The sequence below is a fragment of the Acidobacteriota bacterium genome (assembly GCA_034211275.1).
GTDB lineage: Bacteria > Acidobacteriota > Thermoanaerobaculia > Multivoradales > JAHZIX01 > JAGQSE01.
On sequence record JAXHTF010000044.1, the window covers coordinates 1 to 12,003 of the forward strand.

Here is a 12,003-nt window from a genome sequence, read left to right on the forward strand (position 1 = left end):
CCACCACCGCCCTGGGCCTCGCGCCCATGGCCTTGGGGCTGGGGGACGGTGCGGAGATCCGCACTCCCATGGCCATCGCTGTGATCAGCGGACTGGTGGCCTCCACCGTCCTCACCCTGCTGGTGATCCCGGTGATCTATGACCTGGTGGATCGGCTGCAGACCAAGCTCGGCACCGCCCCCCACGCCGCGGAGAATCCTCGCGAGGCCCAGGCCCCGGAGGATCTAGAGCGCGAAACGCCCCACGACGCTCCTGGCCCCCACGGCTATCCGCTGGATCCGGAGACCGCATGAGCCCCTTCGAGCGCGAGCGCCGCAGCCGCTGGGAGGGCTGGCTCCCCCGCTTCTCCCTCTCCCGCCCCATCACCGTGGTGGTGCTCATCGCCGCCACTTTGGTGGTGGGCCTGGTGGCGGCGTTGGGGATCCCCCTGGAGACCTTCCCCCAAGGCTTCACCGCGCCCTTCCTAACGGTGGTGGTGCCCTGGCCCGATGCCCAGCCCCAGGAGGTACTGGACAAGATCGTCAAGCCGCTGGAGGACGAGCTGAGCACCGTGCGCGGCCTCGACCGCCTCAACTCCCTGGCCAACGAGTCCCGGGGCATCGCCTTCATGAGCTTCAAACAGGGCACGGACATGGACGTGGCCTACCGCGAGGTGCGGGACCGCGTACAGCGGGTGCGGCCCCAGCTGCCGGACGACGCCGACCGGGTGTTCATCCGCAAGCAGGATCTCTCCTCGCTGCCGGTGTTCATGATCGGCCTGGCGGTGGATCCGGAGCTCACCGACTACTACCACCTGATCCAGAACGAGGTGGTGATGCCCCTGGAACGCCTCGACGGCGTCGCCTCGGTGGAACCCAACGGCCTGGAGGAGAAGGAGATCCTCATCGAGGTGGACCGCCAGCGGGCGGCCTCCGCGGGGCTCAACATCTACCAGCTGGCCCAGGAGCTGGGGGGCGACAACTTCACCATGGCCAGCGGCAGCGTGCGCTCCGGCGGCAGCAAGCTGCTGTTGCGCTCGGTGGCCCGCTACCCGGATCTGGAGACACTGGAAAACCGACTGGTGGCACCGTCGGTGCGGCTCAAGGACGTCGCCGAGGTCAAATACGAGGAGCCGGAGCAGGATTACCGGGCGCGGGTCAACGGCCAGCCGGCGGTGGCGGTGATGGTCTTCAAGGAGGGGCAGGCCAACACCCTGCAGGTGAGCAGCCGCATCAACGACCTGGTGGAGGAGATGCAGGAGAATCCCCGCCTCCAGCACCTGGAGATCGTGCCCTTCTTCAACCAGGGACAGATCATCCTCTCCTCCCTCGGCTCGCTGATGGACAGCGGCCGCATCGGCGGGCTCTTCGCGGTGGTGGTGCTCTTCTTCTTCCTGCGCCGCTTCCGCATGACGCTGATCATCACCCTGTCCATCCCGCTCTCGCTGCTCATCGCCCTGACCACCATGTACTTCGCCGGCGAGACCCTCAACTTCCTCACCCTGCTGGGATTGATGATCTGCGTCGGCCTGCTGGTGGACAACTCGGTGGTGGTGGCGGAGAACATCCACCGCCTGCACCGCCAGGGAGCCTCGCGGCGGGAAGCGGCGGTGCGCGGCGCCGGCGAGATCTCCCTGGCCATCGTCATGGCCACCCTCACCACCATCGCCGTCTTCCTGCCCATCTCGCTGGTCTCCGGGCAGGCCCAATTTTTCCTGCTGCGGCTCTCCATCCCCATCTCCGTGGCCCTCGCCGCGTCGCTGGTGGTGGCCCTGGTCTTCGTGCCCCTGGCGGCGTACCTGACCCTGCCGCGGCGCGGAGAGGTCGCCAAGGAGTCCGCCTTCCGCAGGGGCCACCGGCGCCTCAACCGGGTGCTCAAGGCAGCCTACGAAGGCTCCCTGGGCCGCATCAACCGCCTCTACAACCGCCAGCTGGGGGTGGCGCTGAACCGGCGCATCGACCTGGTGATCTCGATCTTCCTCCTCACCGTCATCACCGGTGCGGCCTTCAAAGTGGTGGAGTTCGTACCCCAACAGGACAGCGAGCGAGCTGCTCTCCAGCTCAACGTCACCCTGCCCAACAACTTCACCATCGAGGACACCGCGGAGTATTTCGAAGCCGCCGAGCAGGTGATGGTGGCAAATCAGGAGCGCTGGGACCTGAGCGGCTTCTTCACCGGCATCCGGCGCACCCGGGGTGAGATCCAGGCCTGGTTCAACAGCCCCCGCACCACCGAGACTGCGCCGCGCGAAATCACCGAGCAGATCGTCGAAGCGCTACCGGAGGCCCCCGGCGTGCAGATCTTCACCGGCGAGCAGAGCCGGGTGAGCGAATGCGACGGCAAGGGCGTCCACTGCATCCAGCTCTACGCCGACGATTCGGAGATCCTGGAGACGGTGCGGGAGGATCTGGAAGACCTCTTCCGCCAGATCCCCGGCGTGGTGGGCATCCAGCGCAGCGACGAGCAATCCCCCAACCAGCTAGCGCTGGTGGTGGATCGGGACCGCGCCCAGCAGCAGGGGGTCAACCCGCAGGTAGTGGCCGGAGTGGTGAGCTACGCGCTGCGCGGCCAGAGCCTGCCGAAGTATTACCGCGATGGCCGGGAGATCCCGGTGCGGGTGCGCTTCCAGGAGGAAAACCGCGAGAGCCTGGCGGAGTTGGGCGATTTCAGCGTCCCCACCGGCGACGGCAGCGCCGTGGCCCTCTCGACCCTCACCGAGGCGGATTTCTCCCCCGCTCCCCGCGCCATCTTCCGCCGCGACAAACGCACCTCCGCCACCATCGCCATGGATCTGGCCAGCGGTGAGGAGTCGGAGGCCCGGGAGCGGGTGGACGCCTTCATGGAGGGTCTGGACCTCCCCGAGGGCGTCACCTTCGGTACCCCGGCCCGGGCCAGCGCCAACGAGGACATGGAAAGCCTGCTCTTCGCCGCCGGCCTGTCCATCATCTTCATCTACCTGCTGATGGCCTTCCTCTTCGAGAGCTTCATCCTGCCTCTTTCCATCGTCCTCACCATCCCCCTGGCCTTCATCGGCGTGGTGTGGATCCACGTCGTCACCGGCTACGACATCGACTTCCTCGGCGGCGTGGCGGCGGTGCTGCTCATCGGCGTGGTGGTGAACAACGGCATCGTGCTCATCGATTACATCAATCGCCTGCGCGGCGAGGGCCACAGCCGCCGGGACGCGGTGCTGCTCTCCGCCGAGCGCCGCTTCCGCCCCATCATGATGACTGCCCTCACCACCATCTGCGCCACCGTCCCTCTGGCCGCCGCCGGCCCCACCGACATCGGCATGAGCTACACCAGCTTCGGCCTCTCCCTCATCGGCGGCATGACCACCTCCACCCTCCTCACCCTCCTCGTCGTCCCCGTCTTCTACACCCTCTTCGACGACGCCCGGGAGGCCCTCACCGGCGCCGTGCGGCGGGGAGTGCTGGGGAAGGGGCAGCAGGAACCCGCCGGGGAGCCGGTGACGGAGAGTTAGGAGCTTCCCGTCTCCAGCCCCGCGAGGCACTGAAGTACCTCGCTACTTCATAGCGGCCCTGGCGGGGCGCCAGCCCCACCCACCCGGGGCTTTCCGCTCAATCTGGGAGGCTTCGGCTGGCCACCGAATCAGCAATCCCCTGGCGATGGATCCAGGAGGCAGTCAGAATGTCCATCCCATGCGCATCGCCCTCTCCGGAACCCACCGCACCGGCAAATCCACTCTCCTCGAGGAGCTGGCGCGGCTGCTCCCCGACTACGCTCTCGTCGAGGAGCCCTACCATCTGCTGGCGGAGGAGGGGTACGTCTTCTCCCAGCCGCCCTCGCTGGAAGACTTCGAAGCGCAGCTGGAGAGGTCGCTGGAGGAGCTGGAGCGGGAGGAAGAGAAGGTGCTCTTCGACCGTTGCCCTCTCGACTTTCTGGCCTATCTGGCGGTTCACGAAGACGCAAATCACTTCAGCCTCGACCGTTGGCTGCCGCAGGTGCGCGATGCCATCGAAAACCTGGATCTCGTCGTGTTGGTGCCCATCGAGGTGCCGGACCGCATTGCGCTGGTGTCAGCCGATGACGACGGTCCGGACCGGGAGGCGGTGGATGGGGAGCTGCGAGAAATGCTCTTGGACGATTCCTTCGAGCTGGAGACGGAGGTTTTGGAGGTGACGGGAACGGTGGAAGAGCGGGCTCGGGCCGTGCTCGGAGCGATCCACGGCGGTGCGCGCTGAGCCCCGCCCGGGGATCCAATCCCCGGGCTACTCAAATTCCGCCAGCTCCGCTGGCTCCGGAGCGCGGGATCGGTGGTAGAGGTTCTGGGAGCCGGATGCTCTCGTTTTCGCAGCGTGCTGCCCGGCCCTCGACCGCCCCGCTGGAGCGGGGCCTCGATGGGATGCGCTTGCGGAAACGCTGCAGTTCCCACGGTGGACCGTGGGAACGAGGCCTGAGGGTGTGGCGCCAACCCTCTTCCGGAGACACAACAGCGAAAGCTCTTGGACGGGGAGGGGGTGTCGTCCCGCCAGGGACGATATGTAGTAGCGAGGGGTTTCAACCCCTCGCGGCAGCCTGCCCACCAACCACGGCCGCCTCGACGCCGGGATGTGCCAGAATTCGGGTACTCATGCCCGCCCCCAACGACGTCACTGCCTACCTCCGCCGCGGAGGGCTCGCCCTGGTCGCCACCGGCTTCGGGGGCTTCGCCGCCGACTATCTCTTCAACGTCGGGCTGGCGCGGCTGCTCGATGCCCACGCCTACGGCGACTTCCGGGTCGCCGCCGCCTTTGCCGCATTCTTTGGCATGGCGGTGCTCCTGGGCGGGGATCGGGCGGCGCCGAAGACCTTGGCGGGGCCCATGGAGCGGGGGGAGCATGCCCAGGCCTGGGAGTATCTTCGTTTCTATTTCGAGCTTTCCCTGATCCTCTCGCTGGTGATCATCGCCGCCACCTGGACCGCCGCCGTCCTGCACTTGGGCCATACGGATCCAGCAGACCATCACGCCCTCGCCTGGGTGGTCTTGAGCGTGCCCATCAACGCCGCCGGCGCCCTCGTCAGCCGCGCCCTGCAATCCGCCCGGCGACCGGTGCTGGCCAGCCTGCCGTGGCGCATCGCCGTGCCGCTGCTGAGCCTGCTCTTCGTGGTCCTCTTCGCGCGGCTGCAGGGCGGCATCGAGGTTCACCACGCGGTGGTGCTGTCGATCCTGGCGGTGATCGTGGTCACCGGCGGGCAATGGTGGCTGCTGCGCCGTCTCGAGCTGCGGAAACTCGGCCGCGATCCCTCCTTCCGGGCTCCCCGGCAGTGGCTCACCACCTCGATGCCGATGATGGGGGCCTTCCTCATCGTCCTCGCCCTCAATCAAAGCGACCTCTACCTGCTGGAGGTCCTGGGAGACGAAGAAGAGGTGGGGCTCTACGCCGCCGCCGCCACTTCGGCCCACTTCCTACTGATCATCCAGACCGCGGTGGTCAGCCTGGTGGCCTCCCTGGTCCAGCCGGCCCGGGAAGAAGGTCCGGAAGCGCTGCAGCGCACCTTCCGCCAGGGCCAGCGGCTACTCCTCACCGCCCTCCTCCCCGCCGCCGCCCTCCTCGTCCTCGCCGGCGGACCGATCCTCGATCTCTTCGGCGCCGGCTTCGACCGTGCGGAGCCGGAGCTGATCCTGCTGGCGGTGGGCAATCTCGTCTGGGCCGCCGCCGCCCTTAGCACCCTGCGGCTTCAATACACCGAGCGCGGGCAAGTGGTGGTGGCCATCGCGCTGGTGACGCTGGTGGCCGACAGCCTGCTCAACGTCCTGCTGATCCCCACCTACGGCATGCGCGGTGCGGCGGCCAGCACCGCCGTCACCACCTCGCTGGCCGCCGCGGCGATCCTCGTCGCCCACGGTCGCAAAGCCGCAGACCCCAACCCCTAGAGCCAACACCCAGCCCCAGCCACCGGAACCTGGGCTGACAACCCTTCGCCACTAGGAGCTTGCTGAAAAAGTCAGTCGCAAGCGAGAACGAGAAATTTTCGAGCAGAATCAAGGCGGAGAACCGCAGGCGATTCGGGAATCGTCGAGGTTCGACAACGAAGATTCGGCCGAAAAGAGCCGTTCGGAGCGCGACGCGGGTTTTTCAGCAAGCTCCTAGAACGGTGTATCCTTGGGCGCCATGTTGAAGCGCCAGACAACCGGGTCCGTCGTCTGTCCCGCCTGCAGCAAGCTGGTGGGAGTGAACGAAGAGAAATGTCCCTACTGCGGCCGGCCGCGGCCCGGAATGTGGGGGCTGACACCGGCGCTTCGGGGGCTCGACGTGAGCTTCGTCGACATCATTTTGTGGAGCTGCGGGCTGATCTACATCGCCACCCTGGCGGTGGATCCCAGCCAGCTCTTCGGCGGTGGCTTGTTCAGCTTCCTCTCCCCCACCGGGCCGACCCTCTTCCTCTTCGGCTCCAGCGGCGCCATGCCCCTCTTCGGCGCCGACCGCTGGTGGACGGTGCTCAGCGCCACCTGGCTCCACGGCAGCCTGCTGCACATCGGGTTCAACATGATGTGGGTGCGGGATCTTGGGCGGCTCACCGGCCAAGCCTACGGCGCCGGCCGCATGATGATCATCTACACCGTGGCGGGGATCGTGGGCTTCTTCCTCAGCTCCCTGGTGGGTGCCTTTCTACCCTTCATGCCCAGCTTCCTGCGCGGCGCCACCATGACCGTCGGCGCCTCCGCCTCCCTCTTCGGCCTCCTCGGCGCTTTGATCTACGCCGGGCGTCGCGGTGCTGGCAGCGCAGCGCTCAATCAGCAGGTGATCAACTGGGCGGTGATCCTCTTCGTCTTCGGCCTTCTGATGCCGCAGGTGGACAATTGGGCGCACCTCGGCGGCTTCCTGGGCGGTTACGTGATGGGCCGCTTCTTCGACCCCATGAAGCCGGAGCGCACGGACCACTTGCTCATCGGCATCCTCTGCCTGGTGGCCTCCGCCGGCGCGGTGATCCTGTCCATCGTCACCGGCCTGCCCATCCTGCGCCAGCAGGGACTGCTCTAAGAGCCGCTAAGGCAACCAACTCGGCCGGTCTGCAACGCCTTGGGGCGGGATGACGTATACTCACAATCATGACTAAGTTGATCACCTTTGCTGCAATCCTTCTGCGCGCCGTTCTCGAAGCCTTCCGGCAGGACCTCCGGCCAGCACCGGTGCCCGTAGCGGCTCGCCGGCGAGCTTTGGCGCGCCGGAGCGAGCCCCCCCGCCGCCGGAGCTGACCATGACCGCGTCCGCCTCCGAGCTCGAGCCTCCCCCGCAGCGTCCTCCCCGGCCCACCGCCGGGGGGTTGGCCGCTGGAGGAGTGCTGGACCTCATCGGCGGCACTCCCCTTATCGATCTGAGCGCCCTGGTGGAAGGCTCGGAAGTCCGCCTCCTCGGCAAAGCCGAAATGATGAACCCCGGCGGCTCGGTGAAGGACCGGCCGGCGCTGGCCATGGTGCGCGACGCCGAGGCCCGGGGGGAGCTGGATCCCCGGCACCCGGGCCGCAAACGCATCCTCGACGCCACCTCCGGCAACACCGGCATCGCCCTGGCCATGATCGGCTCCGCCCTGGGCTACGGCGTCACCGTCTGCCTGCCCGCCAACGCCAGCCCGGAGCGCAAGACTCTGCTGGCGGCCTACGGCGCCGAGGTGGTGCTCACCGATCCGCTGGAGGGCAGCGACGGCGCCATCGTGGAGGCCCGGCGGCGCGCCGCCGAGGAGCCGGATCGCTACGTCTACCTGGATCAATACTCCAACCCGGCCAATTGGCGAGCCCACTTCGAGACCACCGGGCCGGAGATCTGGCGCCAGACCGGCGGCGCCCTGACTCATTTCGTCGCCGGTCTGGGCACTACCGGCACGTTTACCGGTGTCGGTCGCTACCTGCGGGAAAAGGCCGCCACAGACCGGGGCGCGGCCCCCGTTCGCCTGATCGCAATCCAGCCCGATGGCCCGTTCCACGGCCTGGAGGGGATGAAGCATATGGAAAGCGCCCTGGTGCCGGCTATCTATCAGCCCGAGCTGGCAGATGAGGACCGCTCGGTGAGCACCGAGGACGCCTACGCCATGGTCCGCCGCCTGGCACGGCGCCACGGTCTGCGACTGGGCATCTCCGCCGGAGCCAACCTTTGGGCGGCGGCGCGCGTAGCTCAAGAGGAAGCCGATGCCGGCCGCTCGGCGGTGGTGGTCACCGTGCTCTGCGACGGCGCCGACAAATACCTCACCGAAGACTTCTGGAGCCAGTCATGACCCGATTGTTGATTTCTCCGCGCCACCTCCAGGCCGCCGAGCTCCATGCCGCCGCTACCTATCCGGAGGAATGCTGCGGCATTCTCATCGGCCGCCCTCTGGATCCCGAGGAGCACGGCGAGGAAGGGGCCCTGGTGGAGCGCATCCTCTCCGCCCAGAACGCCCGCGACGAGAGCCGCGGCAACCGCTACCTCATCGAGCCGGAAACCGTCCTCGCTGCTCACAAGGAAGCGCGGGCCGCCAAGCTCGACGTGGTGGGCTACTACCACTCCCATCCCGACCACCCTGCGGAACCCAGCGAGTTCGACCGCGAGCACGCGTGGCCGGGCTACAGTTATCTCATCGTCTCGGTGCGGAAGGGCCAGGTGGCGGAGAGCCGCAGCTGGCGTCTGCGGGATGATCGAGAACGCTTTGACGAAGAGACCGTCGACCCGGCCCTCGGCGCTTCCGCCGCCGTCGCCGCCGGTCACGGAAAAACCAAGAAGAGGTCCTGAGATCATGAGCGTCACCGTCCAGATCCCCACTCCCCTGCGCCGGTTCACCGACGACCGGGCCGAGGTCGAGCTCGAAGGCACCACCGTCGGCGCGGTGCTCAACGCTCTGATCCAGCGCTACGGCTCCCTCGAGCGCCACCTCTACCAGGACGGCAAGCTGCGCAGCTTCGTCAACATTTTCCTCGGTGACGAGGACGTCCGTCACCTCGACGGCGAGGCGACGCCAGTGGCCGACGGAGACACCCTGACCATCATCCCCGCCATCGCCGGAGGAGGCCCAGAGTGAGCATTCCCCGCCCCGGATCCGCCGCCGACGGGCAGCGCGACCCCCTGTCCCAAGACGAGATCCGCCGCTACAGCCGGCACCTGATCATGCCCGAGGTGGGCGTCGAGGGGCAGCAGCGGCTGAAGCACGCCAAGGTCCTGATGATCGGCGCCGGAGGCCTCGGCTCGCCCCTCGGCCTGTACCTCGCCGCCGCCGGCGTCGGCACCCTCGGCCTGGTGGATTTCGACGTGGTGGACGAGTCCAACCTGCAGCGCCAGGTGCTCTACGGCCAGAGCGACGTCGGCCGCCCGAAGGTCGAGGCCGCCCTCGCCCGCCTGCGGGAGGTCAACCCCCACATCGAGCTCATCGGCCACGAAACCCGCCTCGATTCGGGCAACGCCCTGGAGCTCTTCGAGCCCTACGACGTGGTGGTGGACGGCACCGACAACTTCGCCACCCGCTATCTGGTCAACGACGCCTGCGTCCTCGCCGGAAAGCCCAACGTCTACGGCTCGATCTTTCGCTTCGAAGGCCAGGTGTCGATCTTTTGGGGCGCCCACGGCCCCTGCTACCGCTGCATCTTCCCCGAGCCGCCGCCCCCGGGCCTGGTGCCCTCCTGCGCCGAGGGCGGCGTCCTCGGCGTCTTGCCGGGCATCATCGGCGCCCTCCAGGCCGCCGAGGTGGTCAAGCTGATCATCGGTCAGGGCGACACCATGCTCGGCCGCCTGCTGCTCTTCGACGCCCTGCGCATGGGCTTCCGGGAGCTCAAGCTGAAGAAGGATCCGGCGTGCCCCGTTTGCTCCGACAACCCCACCCAGACCACCCTCATCGACTACGAGGAATTCTGCGGCGTCCCCGGTGCCGAAGAGGAGCCGGCGGAGGATCCGGAGGGCCTCAACATCGACGTCCAGACCTTGAAGCGCTGGCTCGACAACGGCCGCCCGGTGACCGTGGTGGACGTGCGCACGCCCCAGGAATGGGAGATCGCCCGCATCGAAGGCGCCCGCCACATCCCCCTCCAGGAGCTCCCCGAGCGCTTCCACGAGCTCGACCCCGCCGACCCCGTCGTCCTCCAATGCCACCACGGTCCCCGCTCCACCCAGGCCACCCACTTCCTGCGCACCCAAGGCTTCGCAAAGGCCTGGAACCTCGCCGGCGGCATCCACGCCTGGAGCCTGCAGATCGATTCGTCGGTGCCGCAGTATTGACGAGCTGAAGCCCAGACGGACCGCAGCCTCATGCTAGAGCAGCCGGCCCCGGAAACGAGGCTGGAGCTCACCCCGCCCCACCCAAACGGGTAGCCCGCCTACCCGCAGGAGCATTGCACAAATTCCTCTCCGGCCCTAGTTTTGTCCAGATTTCACCCGTAAGGAGTGACCATGGACAAAGTGGAAGAGACGCGGGCTCCGGAGTCGGAGCGCCGCGAGGCGTTGGGTTGGCTGTCGAGAATCGGCATGGTGGTGGGGCTGACGGCGGCCTATGGAACGCTGGCGGCGTTCATGGGGCGGTTTCTCTTTCCGGCCCGGCCGCCGGCCAAGGGGTGGATGTACGTCTCCGACCTTGGGAGGATGCCGAAGGAAGGGGCTTTGCGTTACCGCACTCCGGGAGGAGCGACGGTCAACATCGCCCGCCAGGGAGAGGGAAGGACCGCCCAAAGCTTCATCGCCCTCTCCAGCACCTGTCCGCACCTGGGCTGCCAGGTGCACTGGGAGCCGCACAACGACCGCTTCTTTTGTCCCTGTCATAACGGCGTCTTCAATCCCGCCGGCGAGCCCGTCGAAGGACCGCCGGCGGATGCCGGGCAGGCTCTGCCCAAATATCCCCTGAAGGTCGAAAACGACCTACTCTTCATCGAGGTGTCCCTGGACGAGCTGGCCCAGGGACCGGGAGAAATCCTGGACGAGGTCCCCGCCGGTCCCCGCGGGCCGGGGCACGATCCCTGCCTGTGCGGGGAGGGCATTCTGCGCTTCGGCGACCGGGGGGCGTGAAGCTTTGAGCCTCGTCACCTGGGTCCAGGAGCGGCTGCCCGTCTCCGGGGAGAATCTGCGGGAGCTCACCAACGAGCCGGTTCCCAACCATCTCAAGCGTTGGTGGTTCGCCCTCGGCGGCACTCCGGCCTACCTCTTCGTGGTACAGGTGGTCACCGGCATCCTGCTCGCCTTCTATTACCAGCCATCCCCGGACACCGCCTACGAGTCGGTGCGCTTCATCACCGAGGACGCCGCCTACGGCTGGCTTTTGCGGGGCCTGCACCGCTGGGGCGCCACCTTCATGGTGGCCGCGGTGATCCTGCACCAGATGCGGGTCTACTTCACCGGCGCCTACCGCAAGCCGCGGGAGATCAATTGGATGGTGGGCATGTGCCTGCTGCTGTGCACCCTGATGCTGGGCTTCACCGGCTATTGCTTGGTCTACGAGCAACTGAGCTATTGGGGCGCCGCGGTGGGTGCCAACATCGCCGGCGGCGTGCCCCTGGTAGGCGGCTTCTTCAAGACGCTGCTGCTGGGCGGCGAAGGCTACAACGACAACACCCTGTCGCGCTTCTATGTGCTCCACGCCGCGGTGCTGCCCACGCTGCTGACCCTGCTGGTCATCGTGCACATCGCCATCATCCGTATCCAAGGCGTGACCGAGTTTGAGTTCGAGGACGAGCCGGAGGACAAGCCCAAGACCTTCAACTTCTTCCCCGATCACCTCTACAGCGAGCTGATGGTGGGGCTGGTGCTGATGATCCTGCTCACCGCCCTGGCGTGCATCTATCCCGCCACGCTGGGTCCCAAGGCGGACCCCCTCACGACACCGGAAGTGATCAAGCCGGAGTGGTTCTTCTACGTCGCTTTCCGCTGGCTCAAGCTCTTCTCCGGCACCGTCGCCATCGTCTCCACCGGTTTCATCGTCTTCATCATGTTCACCTGGCCGTTCATCGACCGCTGGTTCCGCCGGAAAACCCGCTTTGCGGAAGCCAGCGTATGGATCGGCATCGTAGGAGCGTTGCTGATCATCGCACTGACGGTCTGGGAAGCGTTGGTGGCCCATTGAGCGCGACGACCG

At 67.2% G+C, this 12,003-nt stretch carries 11 protein-coding genes; all 11 read left to right on the forward strand.

The features are described from left to right. A partial coding sequence (locus SX243_09590) for an efflux RND transporter permease subunit (protein ID MDY7093211.1) occupies positions 1-293 on the forward strand: 293 nt, incomplete at its 5' end. Continuing rightward, positions 290-3,463, forward strand: coding sequence for an efflux RND transporter permease subunit (locus SX243_09595; protein MDY7093212.1), 3,174 nt, complete (start codon positions 290-292; stop codon positions 3,461-3,463). The genes SX243_09590 and SX243_09595, both read left to right, overlap by 4 nt. A gap of 178 nt (positions 3,464-3,641) precedes the next feature. Continuing rightward, on the forward strand, positions 3,642-4,184 hold the full coding sequence (locus tag SX243_09600) for an AAA family ATPase (GenBank protein ID MDY7093213.1): 543 nt from the start codon (positions 3,642-3,644) through the stop codon (positions 4,182-4,184). A 389-nt stretch (positions 4,185-4,573) separates the two neighbouring features. Beyond that, positions 4,574-5,857 carry an oligosaccharide flippase family protein gene (locus SX243_09605; GenBank protein MDY7093214.1) on the forward strand — a complete coding sequence of 428 codons (1,284 nt, stop codon included), beginning with the start codon at positions 4,574-4,576 and terminating at the stop codon, positions 5,855-5,857. Between the two features lie 298 nt (positions 5,858-6,155). Further along, positions 6,156-6,965 carry a rhomboid family intramembrane serine protease gene (locus tag SX243_09610; GenBank protein MDY7093215.1) on the forward strand — a complete coding sequence of 270 codons (810 nt, stop codon included), beginning with the start codon at positions 6,156-6,158 and terminating at the stop codon, positions 6,963-6,965. A gap of 217 nt (positions 6,966-7,182) precedes the next feature. Beyond that, positions 7,183-8,193 carry a PLP-dependent cysteine synthase family protein gene (locus tag SX243_09615; protein ID MDY7093216.1) on the forward strand — a complete coding sequence of 337 codons (1,011 nt, stop codon included), beginning with the start codon at positions 7,183-7,185 and terminating at the stop codon, positions 8,191-8,193. Further along, a complete protein-coding gene (locus SX243_09620) occupies positions 8,190-8,687 on the forward strand; it encodes a M67 family metallopeptidase (GenBank protein MDY7093217.1) in 498 nt (165 codons plus the stop codon). The genes SX243_09615 and SX243_09620 overlap by 4 nt, the downstream gene beginning before the upstream one ends. Before the next feature lie 4 nt (positions 8,688-8,691). Beyond that, the gene (locus SX243_09625) at positions 8,692-8,973 is read left to right on the forward strand and encodes a MoaD/ThiS family protein (GenBank protein ID MDY7093218.1); all 282 of its coding nucleotides are present in this window, start codon (positions 8,692-8,694) and stop codon (positions 8,971-8,973) included. Continuing rightward, positions 8,970-10,160 carry a molybdopterin-synthase adenylyltransferase MoeB gene (gene moeB / locus SX243_09630; GenBank protein ID MDY7093219.1) on the forward strand — a complete coding sequence of 397 codons (1,191 nt, stop codon included), beginning with the start codon at positions 8,970-8,972 and terminating at the stop codon, positions 10,158-10,160. Before SX243_09625 ends, moeB begins: the two co-directional genes overlap by 4 nt. 171 nt (positions 10,161-10,331) lie before the next feature. Continuing rightward, complete coding sequence (locus SX243_09635) at positions 10,332-10,940, forward strand: Rieske (2Fe-2S) protein (protein ID MDY7093220.1); 609 nt, start codon at positions 10,332-10,334, stop codon at positions 10,938-10,940. Between the two features lie 4 nt (positions 10,941-10,944). After that, the gene (locus SX243_09640; protein MDY7093221.1) at positions 10,945-11,991 is read left to right on the forward strand and encodes a cytochrome bc complex cytochrome b subunit; all 1,047 of its coding nucleotides are present in this window, start codon (positions 10,945-10,947) and stop codon (positions 11,989-11,991) included. The last annotated feature ends 12 nt before the right edge of the window (positions 11,992-12,003 follow it).

Coding starts and splice junctions, on each gene's coding strand:
- SX243_09595 (MDY7093212.1), top strand. CDS start 290: ATGAGCCCCTTCGAGCGCGAGCGCCGCAGCCGCTGGGAGGGCTGGCTC.
- SX243_09600 (MDY7093213.1), top strand. CDS start 3,642: ATGCGCATCGCCCTCTCCGGAACCCACCGCACCGGCAAATCCACTCTC.
- SX243_09605 (MDY7093214.1), top strand. CDS start 4,574: ATGCCCGCCCCCAACGACGTCACTGCCTACCTCCGCCGCGGAGGGCTC.
- SX243_09615 (MDY7093216.1), top strand. CDS start 7,183: ATGACCGCGTCCGCCTCCGAGCTCGAGCCTCCCCCGCAGCGTCCTCCC.
- SX243_09620 (MDY7093217.1), top strand. CDS start 8,190: ATGACCCGATTGTTGATTTCTCCGCGCCACCTCCAGGCCGCCGAGCTC.
- SX243_09625 (MDY7093218.1), top strand. CDS start 8,692: ATGAGCGTCACCGTCCAGATCCCCACTCCCCTGCGCCGGTTCACCGAC.
- SX243_09635 (MDY7093220.1), top strand. CDS start 10,332: ATGGACAAAGTGGAAGAGACGCGGGCTCCGGAGTCGGAGCGCCGCGAG.